Annotated in this window: 20 protein-coding genes and 1 tRNA gene; 11 read left to right on the top strand and 10 right to left on the bottom strand. The window is 67.4% G+C overall.

The features are described from left to right. Positions 1 to 84: 84 nt before the first annotated feature. The 6 genes from mltG to F1C10_RS04075 all read right to left on the bottom strand — a co-directional run bounded on the left by mltG (position 85) and on the right by F1C10_RS04075 (position 6000). Positions 85 to 1053 carry an endolytic transglycosylase MltG gene (gene mltG / locus F1C10_RS04100; protein WP_185209013.1) on the bottom strand — a complete coding sequence of 323 codons (969 nt, stop codon included), beginning with the start codon at positions 1051 to 1053 and terminating at the stop codon, positions 85 to 87. A gap of 21 nt (positions 1054 to 1074) precedes the next feature. Next, entirely contained in the window at positions 1075 to 2334 is a 1260-nt protein-coding gene (fabF, locus tag F1C10_RS04095) for a beta-ketoacyl-ACP synthase II (RefSeq protein ID WP_185209011.1), read from the bottom strand. 115 nt (positions 2335 to 2449) lie between these two features. Beyond that, positions 2450 to 2686 (bottom strand): acyl carrier protein, encoded by a 237-nt coding sequence (locus tag F1C10_RS04090; protein WP_085809628.1) that lies wholly within the window; start codon positions 2684 to 2686, stop codon positions 2450 to 2452. A gap of 153 nt (positions 2687 to 2839) precedes the next feature. Next, positions 2840 to 3580, bottom strand: a complete 741-nt coding sequence (gene fabG, locus F1C10_RS04085; RefSeq protein WP_185209009.1) for a 3-oxoacyl-[acyl-carrier-protein] reductase — start codon at positions 3578 to 3580, stop codon at positions 2840 to 2842. A 28-nt stretch (positions 3581 to 3608) separates the two neighbouring features. Further along, a complete protein-coding gene (gene fabD, locus F1C10_RS04080; RefSeq protein ID WP_185209008.1) occupies positions 3609 to 4544 on the bottom strand; it encodes an ACP S-malonyltransferase in 936 nt (311 codons plus the stop codon). Between the two features lie 52 nt (positions 4545 to 4596). Next, complete coding sequence (locus F1C10_RS04075) at positions 4597 to 6000, bottom strand: glycosyltransferase family 39 protein (RefSeq protein WP_185209006.1); 1404 nt, start codon at positions 5998 to 6000, stop codon at positions 4597 to 4599. A gap of 284 nt (positions 6001 to 6284) precedes the next feature. Between F1C10_RS04075 and F1C10_RS04070 the strand changes: the two genes are divergently transcribed. From F1C10_RS04070 to rplI, 4 genes are all read left to right on the top strand, one after another. Further along, positions 6285 to 6659, top strand: coding sequence for an RcnB family protein (locus tag F1C10_RS04070; RefSeq protein WP_185209004.1), 375 nt, complete (start codon positions 6285 to 6287; stop codon positions 6657 to 6659). A gap of 145 nt (positions 6660 to 6804) precedes the next feature. Further along, positions 6805 to 7173, top strand: coding sequence for a 30S ribosomal protein S6 (gene rpsF, locus F1C10_RS04065; RefSeq protein ID WP_185209002.1), 369 nt, complete (start codon positions 6805 to 6807; stop codon positions 7171 to 7173). After that, positions 7173 to 7397 carry a 30S ribosomal protein S18 gene (rpsR, locus tag F1C10_RS04060; RefSeq protein ID WP_007403456.1) on the top strand — a complete coding sequence of 75 codons (225 nt, stop codon included), beginning with the start codon at positions 7173 to 7175 and terminating at the stop codon, positions 7395 to 7397. Before rpsF ends, rpsR begins: the two co-directional genes overlap by 1 nt. Before the next feature lie 12 nt (positions 7398 to 7409). Continuing rightward, positions 7410 to 8012, top strand: coding sequence for a 50S ribosomal protein L9 (gene rplI, locus F1C10_RS04055; RefSeq protein WP_185209000.1), 603 nt, complete (start codon positions 7410 to 7412; stop codon positions 8010 to 8012). Positions 8013 to 8285: 273 nt separating this feature from the next. On the opposite strand, the gene mutL is transcribed toward rplI, so the two are convergent. Beyond that, entirely contained in the window at positions 8286 to 10103 is a 1818-nt protein-coding gene (mutL, locus tag F1C10_RS04050; protein ID WP_185208999.1) for a DNA mismatch repair endonuclease MutL, read from the bottom strand. A gap of 143 nt (positions 10104 to 10246) precedes the next feature. Here mutL and F1C10_RS04045 point away from each other — a divergent pair, with 143 nt between their 5' ends. The 6 genes from F1C10_RS04045 to F1C10_RS04020 all read left to right on the top strand — a co-directional run bounded on the left by F1C10_RS04045 (position 10247) and on the right by F1C10_RS04020 (position 16063). Further along, positions 10247 to 11287: a rod shape-determining protein gene (locus tag F1C10_RS04045; protein ID WP_085809829.1), complete on the top strand. Its 1041-nt coding sequence runs from the start codon at positions 10247 to 10249 to the stop codon at positions 11285 to 11287. 74 nt (positions 11288 to 11361) lie between these two features. Beyond that, complete coding sequence (gene mreC / locus F1C10_RS04040; RefSeq protein ID WP_374939363.1) at positions 11362 to 12204, top strand: rod shape-determining protein MreC; 843 nt, start codon at positions 11362 to 11364, stop codon at positions 12202 to 12204. Continuing rightward, on the top strand, positions 12201 to 12710 hold the full coding sequence (locus tag F1C10_RS04035) for a rod shape-determining protein MreD (protein WP_185208995.1): 510 nt from the start codon (positions 12201 to 12203) through the stop codon (positions 12708 to 12710). The genes mreC and F1C10_RS04035 overlap by 4 nt, the downstream gene beginning before the upstream one ends. Further along, positions 12707 to 14800 (top strand): penicillin-binding protein 2, encoded by a 2094-nt coding sequence (gene mrdA, locus F1C10_RS04030; RefSeq protein WP_185208993.1) that lies wholly within the window; start codon positions 12707 to 12709, stop codon positions 14798 to 14800. Before F1C10_RS04035 ends, mrdA begins: the two co-directional genes overlap by 4 nt. Then, positions 14797 to 15909 (top strand): rod shape-determining protein RodA, encoded by a 1113-nt coding sequence (rodA, locus tag F1C10_RS04025; RefSeq protein ID WP_185208991.1) that lies wholly within the window; start codon positions 14797 to 14799, stop codon positions 15907 to 15909. Before mrdA ends, rodA begins: the two co-directional genes overlap by 4 nt. A 78-nt stretch (positions 15910 to 15987) precedes the next feature. Further along, positions 15988 to 16063: transfer RNA gene (locus tag F1C10_RS04020), tRNA-Lys, on the top strand. Between the two features lie 47 nt (positions 16064 to 16110). Here F1C10_RS04020 and F1C10_RS04015 read toward each other — a convergent pair. The 3 genes from F1C10_RS04015 to F1C10_RS04005 all read right to left on the bottom strand — a co-directional run bounded on the left by F1C10_RS04015 (position 16111) and on the right by F1C10_RS04005 (position 17989). Further along, on the bottom strand, positions 16111 to 17166 hold the full coding sequence (locus tag F1C10_RS04015; RefSeq protein WP_185208990.1) for a hypothetical protein: 1056 nt from the start codon (positions 17164 to 17166) through the stop codon (positions 16111 to 16113). Between the two features lie 203 nt (positions 17167 to 17369). Next, positions 17370 to 17606 carry a hypothetical protein gene (locus tag F1C10_RS04010; protein WP_185208988.1) on the bottom strand — a complete coding sequence of 79 codons (237 nt, stop codon included), beginning with the start codon at positions 17604 to 17606 and terminating at the stop codon, positions 17370 to 17372. After that, on the bottom strand, positions 17606 to 17989 hold the full coding sequence (locus F1C10_RS04005; RefSeq protein WP_185208986.1) for a thermonuclease family protein: 384 nt from the start codon (positions 17987 to 17989) through the stop codon (positions 17606 to 17608). Before F1C10_RS04005 ends, F1C10_RS04010 begins: the two co-directional genes overlap by 1 nt. Positions 17990 to 18089: 100 nt before the next feature. Between F1C10_RS04005 and F1C10_RS04000 the strand changes: the two genes are divergently transcribed. Then, complete coding sequence (locus F1C10_RS04000; protein ID WP_258043051.1) at positions 18090 to 18422, top strand: hypothetical protein; 333 nt, start codon at positions 18090 to 18092, stop codon at positions 18420 to 18422. The last annotated feature ends 40 nt before the right edge of the window (positions 18423 to 18462 follow it).

Here is an 18462-nt window from a genome sequence, read left to right as displayed (position 1 = left end):
GGGGGTGGTCAGCAAGGACGGGGCGCTTCCGTAAACGAACGCTTTCGTTCTACGCTGCCGCCCCGCAAAGGGAACAGCTTATCCTCACATCTCGCCGCGCGCGCGCCGGATGGCATACCATTTGCGCACGTTGGCGTTGTGCTGGTCTAGCGTGTCGGCGAACACGTGCCCGCCCGTGCCGTCGGCCACGAAATACAACGCCGAGCTCGCCGCGGGATCGAGCACCGCGTCGATCGACGCGCGGCCGGGGTTCGCGATTGGGCCGATCGGCAGACCCGCGCTGGCATAGGTATTATACCCGTTGCGCGCCTGAAGTTCGGACCGCAGGATGCGTCGGCCCAACGGCCGCCCCTTGGTGATCGGGTAGATTACGGTGGGGTCCGCCTGCAGCGGCATGCCGCGTTTCAGCCGGTTCGAATAGACGGCGGCGACGGTGCGGCGCTCGCCCGGCTTGCCGGTCTCCTTCTCGACGATCGATGCAAGGACGATCGCCTGATCGGGCGTCGTCACCGCGATGCCCGGCTTGCGCTGCTTCCACGCCGCCGCGAGATAATCGCGCATCGCCTTCTGCATTCGGCCGAGCACCGCCGCGCGCGTGTCGCCGAGCTGATAGGCATAGCTATCGGGCAGTACCGAACCCTCGCGCGGCACCGCAACCGTGCCCGTCAGCCCCTCGGCGCGCGTCAACGCGTCGTGAACGAGAACGGAAGGATACCCCTCGGGGACTGGCACCAGCCGCTGCCGAACCTTGCCCGATTCGAGCAGCGCCAGGATGTCGGCGGCGCTGGCGCCAGCCGGTATCTCATACTCGCCGGTCTTGATCGGCGTGCCCGATCCGAACACGCGGGCGTAGCCGCGGAAGCGCCACGCCGAGCGGATCGCGCCCTGCTGCTCAAGCGTCGCCGCCGCGCGCGCGAGGCTCGCGCCCTGCGGCACGACGAGCGTGACCGGCTTGTTCGACGGCCCTCCGCCGGACCAATCGCGCGCCGCCCAGAACAGCGCCGCGATCGCCACGACGCCGATCAGCAGCCCGAGGCACCCGATTCTACGCATCACGCCTCTCCGCGCGATCGATCAGATCGCGCGCATGACGAGCGACGCATTGGTGCCGCCGAAGCCGAAGCTGTTGTTTAGTACGGCGCGCACCTCGCGCTTCTTTGCGACATGCGGCACGAGGTCGACGCCGACGCAATTCTCGCTCGGATTGTCGAGGTTGAGCGTCGGGGGCACGATCTGATCGCGCATCGCGAGGATGCAGAAGATGCTTTCCACCGCGCCTGCGCCGCCCAACAGGTGGCCGATCGCCGACTTGGTCGACGACATCGACATCGACCCGAGGTTTTCGCCGAACAAGCGCCGCACGGCGCCCAATTCGAGCTCGTCGCCGAGCGGCGTCGAGGTGCCGTGCGCGTTGACATAGTCGATGTCCTCGAGCCGCAGCCCGGATTTGCGCATCGCCATCTCCATCGAACGGAACGCGCCCGATCCCTCGGGGTGCGGCGCCGTCACGTGATAAGCATCGCCCGACAGGCCATAGCCGATGACTTCGGCATAGATCTTCGCGCCGCGTGCTTTCGCCCGCTCATATTCCTCGAGCACGACGACGCCTGCGCCCTCGCCCATCACGAAGCCGTCTCGGTCGCGGTCGTACGGACGGCTCGCCTTCTCGGGCGTGTCATTGAAATTGGTGCTGAGCGCGCGCGCCTGCGCGAACCCGGCGATGCCGAGCGGACAGATCGCGCCCTCCGCGCCGCCTGCCAGCATCACGTCGGCATCGTCCATCGCGATCATTCGCGCGGCGTCGCCGATCGAGTGCGCGCCCGTCGAGCAGGCGGTCACGACCGCATGATTGGGACCCATCAGCCCGTATTTGATGCTGACCTGCCCCGAGATGAGATTGATCAGCCGGCCGTGGACGAAGTGCGGGCTGACGCGGCCCGGCCCCTTGGTGTGCAGTACGATCGATTCGCTCGCGATCCCCGGCAGCCCGCCGATGCCCGATCCGATCGAGCAGCCCGCACGCAGCCGCTCAGCCCCGCTCATCTCGGTCAGCCCGGCGTCCTCGAGCGCTTGGCCCGCCGCGTCGATCCCGAATACGATGAACGGATCGACCTGCCGCTGGATTTTGTGGTCGACGCGCTTGCCCGGGTCGAAGCCGTAGGCGTGATCCGCCGGCTTCACCTCGCACGCGATGCGGCACTTGTATTCGCTCGCGTCGAAATGCGTGATCGGGCCGGCGCCGGACTTGCCGGCGATGATATTGGCCCAGGCTGTCTCGACGTCCGCACCCAGCGGGGTGACGAGGCCAAGACCGGTGACGACAACGCGGCGCATCGCGCTACTCCATGTACAATCGAAAACGAAACGGCCCCCCGCCCTCTAGCCGGGGACGGGGAGCCGTTCAAAATCCAGACCGGGGCGGCCGGCCGGCACGCCCCGTTTCCGAGGATCAGCCCTTGTGCTCGTCGATATAGGTGATCGCGTCGCGCACGGTGGTGATCTTCTCGGCGGCATCATCGGGGATCTCGACGCCGAACTCTTCCTCGAACGCCATCACCAGCTCGACGATGTCGAGGCTGTCCGCACCCAGATCGTCGATGAAGCTGGCGTCCTCGGTGACCTTTTCGGCCTCGACGCCGAGATGCTCGACGACGATCTTCTTAACGCGGTCGGCGGTCTCGCTCATAAATCAGTCCCTCTTTCGATCGGGGGGTTGGTATTCCTGAACGCAGGTAGAACGGGGTTCGTGTCGTGACAAGGGTGGTTCGGTCCCGCCGCCGGGGCATCTGATCCCGATCAGTTCCCGATCAACGCCTGGTGGGTCCCCATCAAATCCCTGTCAGATCATCGCCATGCCGCCGTTCACGTGCAGCGTCTGACCCGTCACATACCCCGCCTCGCGCGATGCGAGGTAGACGACCGCGGCGCCGATGTCCTCGCCCGCGCCGAGATCACCGGCGGGGATTTTGGTGAGCAAAGCTGCCTTCTGCGCGTCGGGCAGCACGTCGGTCATCGCCGAGCGGATGAAGCCGGGGGCGACGCAATTGACGGTAATGCCGCGGCTCGCCAGTTCCTGCGCGAGCGCCTTGGACATGCCGACGAGCCCTGCTTTCGACGCAGCATAGTTGGCCTGTCCCGGGTTGCCCGTCTGCCCGACGACCGAGGTGATCGAGACGACGCGGCCGAAGCGCTGCTTCATCATCGGCTTGGCGGCGGCGCGTACCAGCCGGAACGCGGCCTCAAGGTTGATACGGATCACGTCGGACCATTCGTCGTCCTTCATCCGCATCGCCAGATTGTCGCGCGTCACCCCGGCGTTGTTGACGAGGATGTCGAGCCGCCCGCCCAGCGCCGCGACCGCCGCCGGCACCAGCGCATCGACCGACGCTGAGTCGGAGAGATTGGTTGGCAACGCAACATGATCGCCGCTTAGCGTATCGCGAAACGCGTCGAGCTTCTCGGCATTGGATCCCGATACCGCGAGCCGCGCGCCCTGCGCCGCCAGCGCCTTCGCGATCGCCGATCCGATCCCGCCCGACGCGCCCGTCACCAGCGCTGTCATGCCCGTAAGGTCGAACATCATTAATGCTCCTTGATGCAGGCTTGGATTACAGCGCCTTCAGCAGCGCTTCGACGTCGTCCATCGTGACGACGCTGATCGCTTCGGCGTCGGGCACGATCCGCTTCACCATCGGTCCCAGCACCTTGCCGCCGAATTCGACGAAGCTCCCCGTGCCGGCCTCGGCCATCGCCAGCACCGATTCGCGCCAGCGCACCATGCCCGTCACCTGCTCTACCAAGAGCCGCCGGATCGTGTCGGGGTCGCTCGCCGGCGCGGCGCTGACGTTGGCGTAGACGGGCACGAGCGGCGCGTCGATCCGCGCCTTCGCCAGCGCATCGCGCATCGCGTCGGCGGCGGGCTGCATCAGCGGGCAGTGGAACGGTGCCGACACCGGCAGCTTGATGCCGCGCTTAGCGCCGTGATCCTTGGCGATCGCGATCGCGCGGTCGATCGCCGCTGCCGTACCCGAGATCACGACCTGCGTCGGATCGTTGTCGTTCGCGACGGTACAAACGTCGCCCTCGCTCGCCGCTTCCGCGATCGCCTGCGCCTTGGCAAGGTCCGCGCCGAGCAGGGCCGCCATCGATCCCTCGCCCACCGGCACGGCGGCCTGCATCGCCTGCCCGCGCAGCTTCAGAAGCCGCGCCGTCGTCGCAAGGTCGATCGCGCCCGCGGCGCACAGCGCGGTATATTCGCCAAGGCTATGGCCAGCCACGAAGTCGGCCTTCTCGGCCAACCGAATGCCGCCCTCGCGCTCGAGCACGCGCAGCGTCGCGATGGCATTCGCCATGATCGCGGGCTGTGCATTCTCGGTCAGCGTCAACTCGTCCGCCGGCCCTTCCGCCATCAGCCGCGACAGGTTCTGGCCGAGCGCTTCGTCGACTTCCTGCAATACCTCGCGGGCGATCGGGCTGGCGGCGGCGAGCGCCTGGCCCATGCCGACCGCCTGGCTGCCCTGACCCGGAAAGATGAACGCGCGCACCGGCCTCTCCCATTGCAAAGAGGCGCGCGGTAGGCGCGGCGATGCGTCGTGGTCAACCGCCCGTCGTGCGGATCAGCACCTGTTCCGGGCTGGGCGCGAACATCCGGCGTGCGATCGGCGCTGGAACGAACGGTTCGAGCCCTAGCGTGCGGAGGAGCGCGCCAAGCCGCGTCGGCGGCGAAGGATAGCGCGCGATCACGCCGTGCGTCGGCGCGGCATCTGCGGGCACGACCGCAAGTCCGCCGGGCGCCGCCGGCAGCCCGCGAAGGTTCGTCTGGCCGAGGATCGCCATCGGCAGGTCGGCACGGCGCACGTCGCTCGCCTCGCCCGCCACTGTCTCCCCCGGATACCGTGCGGCAGCGTCGACCAGCGCCTCCATCGACCAGCGCGGGTGCGCGTTGCCGACGCTCATCAGCAAAAGGTTGCTCGCGACGAATGCGGCGAGGATCAGGGTGCGCCATTGCGCCTCGAGCCGATCGAGCCAGATCGCGAGCACGACGATCGCGGCGAGCGCGGCCAGCATGAAATAGCGCGGGTTGAGCACCAGCTTCGAGTAGAGCACCGATACCAGCACAAATCCTGCCGCGGCCATGCACAAGAGCAGGGCGAGCGGACAGCGGCGAGACGGATCGATCGACCGCCACGTCCCGCCCGCGATCGCGGCACCGGCGAGCCAGAACAGCAGGCCGAAATCGTCGTTCACCATCAGCACCAGCAGCGGATCGATCGGCGGCCACAGCAGGAAGTTGCCTTCCTTGTTGGCGGCGCGGTCGATGTGCTCGTCGTGATTGAACGCGATCGTGTAGCGCCGCAGCGGATCGCCCGTCATCGCATATTGGAACAGCGCCTCGCCGATCAGCACGGCGCCGGCACCGACGGCACAGGCGATCAGCACGCGGCGCGGGATCGGCCGTCCGATCAGCAGCAGCGGGCCTAATATGGCGAGCGCGAGCACGCTCGTCTCTCGGCACAGGATCGCGACGCCGAACAAGCCGCCGCCCGCCGCGGCGCGCAGCCAACCGGCGCGATCATCCCCGGCGCGGCCGACCAGCAGCGCCCCCGCCAGCAGCGCCGCCGCTTCGAGCAGGTCGACGCTGACGGTGGTCGCATGGCTGACCACGACGGGAAGCGTCGCCGTCAGCAGCGCCGCGATCCAGCCTGCGCGCGCGCCTGCGACGCTCCTCGCGAACCGTGCCGTGACTGCCACCAGCACGACATAGAACAGGATCGCCGTCACGCCGAACGCGACGTAAGTCTGCCCCAGCGTCGCCAGCACCGCCGCGAAGGTCAGCGTCAGCGGAAAGCGCGTCGACCAGTGATCGCTGCCGGCGAACGGCGGATCGGTCAGCCAGCGCATCGCGCCTTGATGATAGAGCGAATCGTCCGAGGCGATGAATCCGACCCAGCCGACATAGAGCGACGCCAGCATCGCCACCGCCACGATCGTGAGCCACATGCGGGTCGACACAGGACGCGTGCCCCCGCGGCGAAGGCGCTGGCGATCAGATGTCGCAGGTTGGAGGGTCGGGTGATGCATCGTCGTCATGTTAGCGGCGTACCAGCCGCGCGTGTAGAAATGCTTGCTTCCTGAACCGCGGTTCATCGCCACGCGACTATTGCGACAATTCGCGACCATTTGACCGCGTCCATGCCACGCGCGGGATACAACCGGCGCCCAGATAGGTTCTCGACGCCGCGGTCACGGCGCCGCCAGTATCGAGTTCATCAAGGAGCCACATCATGTTCAAGAAGCTGATCCAGGCCGGAATCGCTGCCACGCTCGTCGCCACGCCGATGATCGCCGCCAGCGCCGAGGCGCAACAGCGCCGCGAGACGGTGACAACGATCAAGCAGCGGCCGAACGGCACGGTAGTGCGCAAGACGGTGGTCAAGCGCCAGACGGTCAACCGCAACAACTATCGCGCCTGGCGCAAGGGCCAGCGCTTCGACCGGCGCTACGCCACCAACTATCGCGTGATTGACTATCGCCAGTACCGCCAGCGTCGCCTGTACGCGCCGCGTCGTGGGCAGCAGTGGGTCCGCTCGGGCAACGACGCGGTGCTGATCGGCAACAACGGGCTGATCCTCAGCGTCATCGCCAACGCGCTGCGCTAAGGCTTGCATTTTCCTGGCCCCCGCGTATGGGAGCCGGCAGCACGGGCGGGGAGCAGCGTCTCCCCGCCCTTTGCCGTTTGAGGACGACAGCCGGAGGGGCATGGCACGGGGCCATGTCAGCGATCGGCCAAGGAAGGACAAGTACATGGCTCTGTACGAGCACGTGTTCCTTGCGCGCCAGGACTTGGCACAGGCGCAGGTGGATACGATGGCGGAAGCCGTCGGCAAGATCGTCACCGATCACAAGGGCAAGGTCGTCAAGACCGAGACCTGGGGTCTGCGGTCGATGGCGTATCGCATGGCGAAGAACCGCAAGGCGCATTACGTGATGATCGAGTTCGACGCGCCGGGCGACACCGTCGCTGAGATCGAGCGTCAGCATTCGATCAGTGAGGACGTGATCCGCTACATGACCGTCAAGGTCGACGAGCATGAGGCCGGCCCGTCGGTGATGATGCGCAAGCAGGAGCGCGATCGCGAGCGTGGTCGCCGCCGCGAAGAGGAGAACGCATAATGGCCCGCCCCTTCTTCCGCCGCCGCAAGAGCTGCCCCTTCTCCGCGAAGGACGCGCCCCGGATCGATTACAAGGACGTGCGCCTGCTGCAGGGCTTCGTGTCCGAGCGTGGCAAGATCGTGCCGTCGCGCATCACCTCGGTGAGCGCCAAGAAGCAGCGCGAGCTCGCCCAGGCGATCAAGCGCGCCCGTCACCTGGGCCTGCTGCCCTACGTCGTTAAGTAAGGAGAGAAGCAGATGGACGTCATTCTGCTTGAGCGCGTCGAGAAGCTCGGCGCCATCGGCGACGTGGTGAAGGTGAAGGACGGCTTCGCCCGCAACTACCTGTTGCCGAACAAGAAGGCGCTGCGCGCCAACGAATCGAACCGCAAGGTGTTCGAGGCCAACCGCGCCCGCATCGAAGCCGACAACGCCAACCGTCGCGGCGAAGCCGAGATCGAGGCGAAGTCCTTCAAGGACGCGTCGGTCACGATCATTCGCCAGGCGTCGAACGTCGGTCAGCTCTACGGCTCGGTCGCGGTGCGCGATCTGGTCGAGGCGCTGAACGAGGCCGGCCACAAGGTCGCCAAGTCGTCGATCGTGCTCGACAAGCCGATCAAGGCGATCGGCCTGTACGACGTGAAGGTCGCGCTTCACCCCGAGGTGGCGGTGAACGTGAAGGTCAACATCGCGCGCTCGCCTGAAGAGGCCGAGATGCAGGCGAAGGGCGTCGACGTCATGGCGCAGGTCTTCGAGGAAGGCCGTGACCAGGGCGGCTTCGTCGAGGCGTTCGATCCGAACGCGGAGCCAGGCGCGAGCGCCGACGAGCGCGACGATCGTCAGGAGCCGGCGCAGGGCTGATCGCCCTCCGGTTCGACGACACCGACCGCAACGACAAGGCCCGCCCGGCAATCATGCCGGGCGGGCCTTTCGCTTTCTACCGTGCGGCAGCAGTGCTCCAGTCAGCTTACGGCACAGCCACGCAAGCGCCGACGACGGCGCAAAACGGGATCAGGGCGAAGACGAGCGGTACGATGTGCTTCATGCGAGCGCCTTGCAGGAACGTTGCGCGACGAACGCCGTGATCTGCAAAGGTTTCCGCGTAAGCTGAACGACTTAGCTTGTCCGTCGCGCTCAACGCCGCCCGAACAGCCGCTCCACATCGCCCAGTGCCAGTTTGACCCACGTCGGGCGGCCGTGATTGCACTGGCCCGAGTGCGGGGTGGCCTCCATCTCGCGCAGCAGCGCGTTCATCTCGGCGACCGACAGTACCCGCCCGGCACGAACCGAGCCGTGGCACGCCATCGTTCCCGCGACAGCGTCAAGCCGCTCGCGCAGCGACAGCGCGTCATCGTAGGCGGCCAGTTCGTCCGCCAGATCGACGACCAGCCCCGACGGATCACCCCCGCCGAGCAGCGCGGGCGTTGCGCGGACCAGCATCGCGCGCGGCCCGAACCGCTCCATCTCGAGCCCGAGATCGGCGAGCTCCGCCAGCCGCCCGTCGAGCCGGTCGCACGCCGGCTCGTCGAGCTCGACCACTTCCGGAATAAGCAGCGCCTGGCTTGCGACGCGCCCGTCCGCAAGCGCGGCGCGCATCCGTTCCAGTACCAGCCGCTCGTGCGCCGCATGCTGATCGACGATCACCAGCCCGTCCTCTGCCTCGGCGACGATATAGGTCTTCGCCACCTGTCCACGCGCGACGCCCAGGGGATGCGCGACGCCCGCCGGCGGCGGCGCCCAAGCCGGCTCGGCACGTGCCTGCGGCGGGGGCGCGAAGAAGCTCGGTCGGCGCTCGTGCACCGCGGCACCGAACGATGCGGCGGGAAACGCCTCGCCAGGTTCGAATGAGGCGCCACCGGGAGGGGTTGGCCAGCTGCCCGGCGCTTCCCCGCCGGCGCCGATCGGCTCGGCCTGAAACATCGCGAGCACATCCGCTGGTGCCCGATGCGCGACACGGTGCCCCGCCGCGTCGAGCGCGCGGCGCAACCCGCTCACGATCATACCGCGGATCATCGCGGGGTCGCGGAAGCGCACTTCGGTCTTCGCCGGGTGCACGTTCACGTCGACCAGCGCGGGCGGCACGTCGAGGAACAGCGCCACCACCGCGTGCCGATCGCGCGGCATCATCTCGGCGTAGGCGCCGCGGATCGCGCCGATCAGCAGGCGATCCTTCACAGGACGCCCGTTGACGAACAAATATTGGTGATCCGCCACGCCCCGGTGGAACGTCGGCAGGCCGGCGACGCCGCCGAGCACCACAACACCTGCGTCGGTCGCGCGCTCAAGATCGATCGCCACCGCATTGTCGCGCAGGTTGCGGTCGGTCAGCGCCGCGACGCGTGCCGGCCGATCTTCCGATTGCATCGCCGCCAGCGCGCGCCGCCCGTCATGCTCGAGCGTGAAGACGATGTCGGGCCGCGCCATCGCCAGCCGGCGCACCGCATCGAGGCACGCGGCATACTCACTGCGTGTCGAGCGCAGGAACTTGCGCCGCGCGGGCACGCGCGCGAACAGATCCTCCACCAGGATTCGTGTCCCCGGCGGCAGCGCGGCCGGACCTTCCGCGACGAGCTCGCCGTTGTCGACGATGCGCGACCAGCCGTCGGCACCTCGCACCCGGCTTTCGAGCGTCAGCCGCGCAACGCTCGCGATCGACGGCAGCGCCTCGCCGCGAAAGCCCATCGTCGCCACCGCGTCGATATCGTCCGTCGGCAGCTTCGACGTCGCATGGCGTTCGAGCGCGAGTGCCATGTCGGCGGGCGCCATGCCGCAGCCATCGTCGACCACCTCGATCCGTCCGATTCCCCCGTCGGACAGCCGCACGGCGATCCGCGTCGCGCCGGCGTCGATCGCATTCTCGACCAGCTCCTTCAACGCGCTGGCCGGTCTTTCGACCACTTCACCGGCAGCGATGCGGTTGACCAGTTGTTCGGGCAGGCGGCGTATTGACACGGCCGGTGCCCTAGCCCAATCGGCGCCATCCCGCGACCCCGTGATAGCAGCGATACCCGCCCAAGAAGCGACTTGCGGCCGAGGCCGCGGGATGAATGTGGCGTAATCGCCTCTGGCGATTCGGGGACGGAATCTATCTGAACATGGCCTTCTCGCGTTACTTCAAGTTCATGTCGCACGACATGGCGATCGACCTCGGGACCGCGAACACGCTGGTGTATCTGCGCGGCCGCGGCATCGTGCTCAACGAGCCGTCGGTGGTCGCCGTCGAAACGGTGAACGGGATCAAGAAGGTCAAGGCCGTCGGCGAGGACGCCAAGCTGATGATGGGCAAGACGCCCGGCTCGATCGAGGCGATCCGTCCGCTGCGCGACGGCGTGATCGCCGACATCGACGTCGCCGAGGAGATGATCAAGCACTTCATCCGCAAGGTGCACGGGCAGCGCAAGTTCATGCGCTGGCCGGAGATCGTAATCTGCGTGCCGTCGGGCTCGACCAAGGTCGAGCGGCGCGCGATCCGTGACGCGGCGTCGAACGCCGGCGCCAGCCAGGTGTGGCTGATCGAGGAGCCGATGGCCGCGGCGATCGGTGCCGACATGCCGGTGACGGAGCCGATCGGCAGCATGGTGGTCGACATCGGCGGCGGCACGACCGAGGTTGCCGTGCTGTCGCTGCGCGGCCTTGCCTACACCACCAGCGTGCGCACCGGCGGCGACAAGATGGACGAGGCGATCGTCAGTTACGTGCGTCGAAATCACAACCTGCTGATCGGCGAGGCGACGGCGGAGCGCATCAAGCAGGAAGTCGGCATCGCCAAGCCGCCGCTCGACGGAATCGGCGTGACGATCCACATCAAGGGCCGCGATCTGGTCAACGGTGTGCCTAAGGAAATCCAGATCAACCAGGGGCAGATCGCCGAGGCGCTGTCCGAGCCGGTAGCGACGATCGTCGAGGGCGTGCGCGTCGCGCTCGAGAATACCGCACCCGAGCTTGCCGCCGACATCGTCGATCAAGGCATCGTGCTGACCGGCGGCGGCGCGCTGCTGCAGGGGCTCGACGAGGTGCTTCGTGATGAGACCGGCCTGCCCGTCACGGTGGCGGAAGACCCGCTCACCTGCGTCGCGCTCGGTACCGGGCGCGCGCTCGAGGATCCGCTCTACCGCGGCGTCCTGCAGAGCGGCTGATCGGAGACCTACGCATGGCGTCGTCGCGGGACCGGCGCCCGGGTTTCTCGCGACGGGCGCAATATTCGCTCTTCTTGAGCTACATTCTCGCGATCGCCGGTGCGGTCGTGGGAACGGTGCTGCTCGTCCTGTCGCAATTCAATCCGCCCGCGTTTGCCGCGCTGCGCGCCGCCACCAGCGAGTTGACCGCGCCGGTTTCCAGCGGCGCTGGCAGCGTCGTTCGCGGGATCGCCGCGATACCGGAGACGATCGGTACCTATTTCCGCGTCCACGGCGAGAATGCAGCGCTGCGCGCGGAAGTGGCACGGACGCACGATGCCCTCGTCCAGGCGCGGATCTTTGTGCGCGACAACCGTCGCCTGCGCGGACTGCTCAAGCTGCGCGAGGCGACGCCGCAGATCGTCGCGACGGCGCGTATCGTCAGTTCGACCGCGTCTAGCACGCGGCGCTTCGGGGTGCTCAACGCCGGCCGCTGGCAGGGCGTGCGGCCGGGTATGCCGGTGCGCGGCCCCGACGGGCTGATCGGCCGCGTCATCGAGACCGGGCCGAACAGCGCGCGCGTCCTGCTCGCCACCGATGCGGAGAGCGTCATTCCCGTCCGCCGAATCGGCGACGGGCTTCCCGCGCTCGCGGCCGGCCGCGGTGACGGCACCGTCGAGATCCGCTCGGTCGGCACCGCGAATGCTTCGTTCAAGCCGGGCGACCGCTTCATCACTTCGGGAACCGGCGGCATCTTCGCGCCTGGCGTCCTCGTCGCGCGCGTCGATCGCGCGGGATCGGACAGTGCGCCCGCCACCCCCTTCGCACATCCCGACACCTTCGACTTCGCAATCGTCAGCGCCCCCTTCCTCCCCCCTCCACCACCCCCGCCGCCGCCTGAAAAAGCCCCCACGCCCCCGGCAGGCGCCACGCCGTGATCGTCGCGCGCAAGGCGTTCCAGACGCCCCTGCCCCCCGCCCGCGCGCGCGCGCTGCCGTGGATAAGCGTGATGGCGGGCTCCTTGGTGACGATCATCCCGGTCGGCGCGACGTTGCCGCTGCTTCCGCCCTGCGGCCTGTTGATGCTGCTGGCCTGGCGGCTGCTCGCACCGCTGTCACTGCGGCGCTGGGCGCCGGCGCTGCTCGGCCTGTTCGACGATTGCCTTAGCGGGCAGCCGCTCGGCAGCGCGATGCTGCTGTGGACGCTCAGCTTCTTCCTCATCGACCTGTTCGATCAGCGCACGCTGGTGCGCGGTTTCGTGCAGGACTGGCTGATTGCCGCAGCGATCAGCGCCTTCTGCCTGATCGGCGGGCGGGTATTCGCGACGCCGCTCGGCGCGCACGTCGATGGCGTGCTATTGATCCAGATCGTGGTGACTGCCCTGCTCTTCCCCCTTGCCGCGCGCGTCGTAGCGTGGATCGATCGCAAGCGGGTCGCCGAATGAAGCGGCCGCCGCGGATCGCCACGGAGGCGCAACAGGGCTACACCTTCTCGCGTCGCGCATGGCTGCTCGGCGCGGCGCAGCTCGGTGTCGGCGGGCTGCTCGCGGGGCGCATGGCGTGGCTCTCGATCGCCGAGAACGAGCGCTACAATCTCCTCAGCGAGAGCAATCGCGTCAACATGACGCTGATCCCGCCGCGGCGCGGGTGGCTGCTCGACCGCCACGGGCATCCAATCGCGGATAATCGCACCGACTTCCGCGTAGACCTGATCCCCGACCGGATCGTCGACGAGGAGAAGACGCTTGCGACGTTGCGCCAGCTGCTCGCGCTAAGCGACGAGGATATCCTGCGTATCCGCGCGGATCTGAAGCACGCCGTCGGGTTTCAGCCGGTCAAGGTGACCGAAAACGTCAGCTGGGAACGCTTCGCCGCGGTCCAGGTCCGCCAGCCTGAATTGCCGGGGGTCGCACCGACCCGCGGCTTCGCGCGCAACTATCCGGCAGGCGCCGCGGTCGCGCACCTCACCGGCTATGTCGGCGGCGCGACCGCGGAGCAGTTCAGCAAGACGCGCGACCCGCTGCTGCTGACACCCGGTTTCAAGCTCGGCAAGGACGGGCTTGAGAAGACGTTAGAAACTGAATTGCGCGGCAAACCCGGTGCGAAGCGGATCGAAGTGACCGCTCGCGGCAAGCTGGTGGCCGAACTCGCTACCCGGCCGGATGTGCCGGGCAAGTCTCAGCGGCTGACAATTGACGTCGGCCTGCAGGAATATGCTGCGCGGCGGCTGGGCACCAACTCGGGCTCCGCCGTCGTGTTCGACTGTCAGACGGGCGAGATGCTCTGCATGGTCTCGATGCCGGCGTACGATCCCAACAGCTTCTCGGACGGCATCAGCCATTTCGAGTGGAAGATGCTGTCTGGCGACGATCACGTGCCGCTGATGAACAAGGTAACGCAGGGGCTATATCCACCGGGATCGACCGTCAAGCCGATGAACGGGCTCGCGCTGCTCGAAGCCGGTGTCGATCCGAATGATCGGGTCTATTGCAGCGGCGCGATGCGTGTCGGCACCGGCGTGTTCCACTGCCACAAACGGCGCGGCCATGGACCGCTCGACCTGCGCGGGGCAATCGCGCAGAGTTGCGACATCTATTTCTACGAGATGGTCAGGCGGCTCGGCTACGATCGCATCGCGCCGATTGCGCGCGCCGTCGGGCTAGGCGAGAAGTTCGACCTGCCGTTCTCTACCCAGCGCTACGGCACGGTGCCCGACAGCGCCTGGAAGCAGCGGAAATACAAGACGAACTGGACGGTGGCCGATTCGCTCAACGCGTCGATCGGCCAGGGCTATGTTCTCGCCAATCCGCTGCAGCTCGCCGTCATGGCAATGCGTCTCGGTTCGGGCCGGATGCTCAAGCCAAGCCTGCTGATGGATCGCATCCCGCGTGCGGCGCCGCCGCTGCCTTACGACGAGGAGAACCTGCGCATTGTCCGCGAAGGGATGTGGAAGGTCGTCAACGGCGGCGGAACGGGCGGCGCCTCGCGGCTCCAGGTTCCGGGTATCCAGCTCGCAGCGAAGACAGGCACCGCGCAGGTTCGCCGGATCACGATGGCGGAGCGACGCTCGGGCGTGCTCGGCAATGCGCAATTGCCGTTCAAACTGCGCGATCACGCGCTGTTCGTCTGCTTCGCCCCCGCCGACAAGCCGCGCTACGCCGCCGCCGTGGTGCTAGAACACAACGGCCATACGGTACGCAATCTCGATACGCCCCTGATTGGCCGCGACATCATGACCTATCTGTTCGACAAGCCGCGCGCGCTGAAATCGCTCGAAGAGGTCGAGCCGACGTGGGGCGGCGACATCCGCACGCGCATGGCAGCACAGGAGGCGGCCTATCGCGCCGCCACCGAGGCACCGCCCCCCGCGCAAGCCGCCGCGACCGAGACCGATGCGCCCGCACCGACCAGCGCGCCCGCGGTCGAGAACGCGACCGACGCCTCCAACGCTACGCAGGAAGCCACCGTCAGCGATATCGCCAACGGTGCGGGGCCCGCAAGCGTCGGCACCACCGAGCCATCGGACCCGCTATGAGCCGCCCCTCGATCATCCCCGCCCCGCTGGCGGCACTGCCGTGGCGTATGCTGCTGCTGGTCATCGGCATCGCCGGTTTCGGCCTCGTCGTGCTGTTCTCGGCAGCCGGTGGCAATCTGCGCCCCTGGGCGCTCTCGCAGGGTGTTCGCTTCCTCGTCTTCTTCGTCGGCGCGATCGCGCTGTCGCGTGTGCGCGAGGACGTATGGCGGCAGGGCGCCCTCCCCGCATACGTCGTGATCGTGGTGATGCTGTTCGCGGTCGAGCTGCTCGGCGCGGTGCGCGGCGGCAGCCAGCGCTGGCTCGACCTCGGCTTCATTCGATTGCAGCCGTCGGAAATCATGAAGCCGGCGATCGTCCTAGCCTGCGCGCGCTTCTACGACATGCTGCCGCCGAACGAGACCCGGCGATTCGGCGCGATCTGGCCCGCCGCCCTGCTGATCGGGCTTCCGGCAGCGCTGGTGATGCTCCAGCCCGATCTCGGCACCGCGCTGATGATCACTGCCGGCGGCCTCACCGTCATGTTCCTCGCAGGCATCCCGCTGCGCCTGTTCGTCGGCGGCGGGCTCGCACTCGCGGTTTGCATTCCGCTCGCCGTCAACTTCGCGCTGCACGATTATCAGCGCAACCGCGTGCTCATCTTCATGGATCCGGAAAGCGATCCGCTCGGCACCGGATACCATATCAGCCAGTCGAAGATCGCGATCGGCTCCGGCGGCGTCACGGGCAAGGGCTTCCTCAACGGCACGCAGAGCCACCTCGATTATCTGCCTGAGGGACATACAGATTTCGTGTTCGCGACGATGGCGGAGGAATGGGGCCTGCTCGGCGGCCTTTTCATCATTGGCGCGTATCTACTGGTCATCCGCTGGGGCGTCGACGTCGGAATGCGTGCGCGGAGCCGCTTCGCGAAGCTCGCCGCCGCGGGGCTCGCGACGACGATTTTCTTCTACGTCGCGATCAATCTGATGATGGTGATGGGCCTAGCGCCGGTCGTCGGCATCCCGCTCCCGCTCGTCAGTTTCGGCGGCTCGGCGCAGATGACGACGTTCCTCTGCCTCGGCATCCTGATGTCGATCGATCGGGCAAATCGCGGCGAACGGCGCCGCTAAGCACAAAAAGTGCTTGCATCGTGCGCCAACGATGGTACCCGGCGCCTCCCGATCGCGGGCAGCAGCCCTCCCGGTCACGGACGCATAGCTCAGTTGGTAGAGCAGCTGACTCTTAATCAGCGGGTCCTTGGTTCGAGCCCAAGTGCGTCCACCACCCTCCATCGCAGAAAACAGCCATTTTCTTCGATGGGCGCGGTGCGTCTATTCGACATGTTCCGATACGTTTTCCGACAAATCGCCGCCTAAAGCAGCGATATGAGCACGCCGGGCGACGGCGATCTCGCGCGCTTTGTCGGCCGTTGCCTTGTTGTAGATCCGAGTGACATCTAGCGTTGCGTGGCCTGAGATCGGGCGCACGTCAGCGCTGACGGATCCGACCTCGGTGATGCCGCCGTGCCGGAAGCCGGTGAATGTCATATCCTTCGGCAGCCCAGCCTTCTCGCAGATCGCGCGATGGACGGATGACATGCGACGCTCCTTGTACTTCTCACCGCTGCGCTCCTCGACGACGATGACGCTGGCCGTGCGCGGCGTGCGCTCGAGCTCGTCCTCCAGGTCGGGATAGAGACGCACCAGCTCGCCACCGACGGCGATCGTGAGTGGCAGCACGACGTTGTTGCCCGTCTTCGACTGCACGAGGGCGATCTGCTTGCCGGGCTCGTACCCAGCCCATTCGATGCCGCGGTGCTCCTGCCCGTCCGAATCGGCGAAGCCGAAAGCGTCCCAGACGCGCTGACAACATTCGAACGACAAAGCTGCGGCCGTAGCCATCGACTGGAAGCCCATCTTGCGGGCCGTAGCGCGGTAGAGGTCGTACTCCGCGCGCGACGTCGCGCGGTTTCCCTTCACTGAGGTGCTCTTGAGCCCCATGCCTGCGAACGGGTTCTCTTTCACCCCGGTGACGCGGTGGTGCCGAACTGCCCACGTCCAGACGAGGCGGCACACCTGCATCGCGTAGGTAGCCTGGCGTTCGCCGCGGAGGCGCAGCTTCGCATAGAGCTTGTCTGCGACGCTGGCGTCGACCTTGGCTGCCATACGTTTGCCGAGCGGCGGCGATCCGGCCTTCGTCTCGAACACCGCGAGCATGTCCATGAGCCTGCGGTAGTCGCTGCGCGTCTTGGCTGCGTTCTTCTTGAAGCGCGCCTGCTCGCGGTACCAGGCGAACAGCCACTCGACAGTGCCCCTCGCCATGGCGTCGCCGCCCTCACCGGTGCGCCAGTGCGCGAGCGCTTGGTTGAGCGCTTCCGCCTTGGCCATCGCGGCGGCTAGGTCGGTACCAAGCGATGTGTTCGTCAGCGCGTGTCGGCGGCCATCACGGAGCGCAGGCGTGACCGTACCGTCTGGATTGCGCACAGGACGCGCCCACGGGGGCAACTCCCAATAATAGGCGACCTCGCCCCCTGCCCGCTTCGTTGCCCTCACGTAGGCCGGCAGGCGCACCCATCCGCGTGGCCGAGCCATCAGTCGAACTCGATCGGGTCGTCGCCGTCGGCGGCGCCGAACAGCGTTGCGAGCGCTTTGTCGAGATCTGCACGCGGCGCGATTGCGGCGCCGCGCGGTCCGCGCTGACGAAAGCGCACCACGCCGCGGCGCTCCCACTCACGCAGTTGCCCGTCGGCGACGCCAGTATAAGCGAGCGCCATCTCGCGGTTCATGCCGGCCGGCCAATCAGGAAGGCGGCTCAGCGCCAGTCCCATCAGCGGCACTCCCCCATCTTGTAGCGGCGCCAGTAGCTATCCCAGCGCGTCGCGGCGCCGGCGGCGAGCAGCGCGCAGGTCAGCGATCGACCGTCCGGCAGCGTGCAGCGGGCTACGACTCGCGTGTAGCTGCGATCGACCGGCTGGCAGGTCAGGCGCTTGTTGAGCGTGAGGCGGGCAGCGATGCGCTGGCTCGCGCGTGCCTCCGCGTCATCGCACACGTAGGCTGCCTTCCGGCGGCGGCATGGCTCGGCGTTCTCGTAGTCCGGCGCTTGCACGCCCGCGACCCGCACCTTGCGGCCGTTCGCGCACCAAAGCGGACCATCGCCGTCGTGCACCTTCACGACCTGACAGACGAATGGGGGCGGCAAGTCAGCAGGCATTACGAAGTCCGTTCGAAGGCAGGTCCGCTCCGGCCCGGATCAATGTCCGGCGGCGAGCAGTTAGGTTCCCCATGCGCGCAGAGCGCCGGGAGATATGTTCATGCGTAAAAAGCTGATGGGCTTCTTCGCCGCCTTGGCGATGGTCCTCACGGGGTTGGGCGTAAGCGTCGCCGCGCCGACAGAGGCACAGGCCCAGTCCTACCGGTCGGATCGTGGCTACGATCGCGATCGCGGTCGTCGCTACAGCAATCAGCGTCGCGGGTACCCGAGCTACCGTGGCAATCGCGGCTACCGGAACTACCGCAACTACCGTGGCTCGCGCGGGTACCGCAGCTATCGCCGCTACGATCGGCCGCGCTACGCCCGTGCCTATCGTGATTACCGCGGTCCGCGGCATCACCGCGCGCCGCGCCACTACCGCCGGCACCGCTGATCCTTTCGAAACACGCGCGCGTCGCCTGCATCGGCACTCC

Source organism: Sphingomonas sp. NBWT7, from assembly GCF_014217605.1.
Lineage (GTDB): Bacteria > Pseudomonadota > Alphaproteobacteria > Sphingomonadales > Sphingomonadaceae > Sphingomonas.
This window is presented reverse-complemented; position numbering and strand designations above follow the sequence as displayed.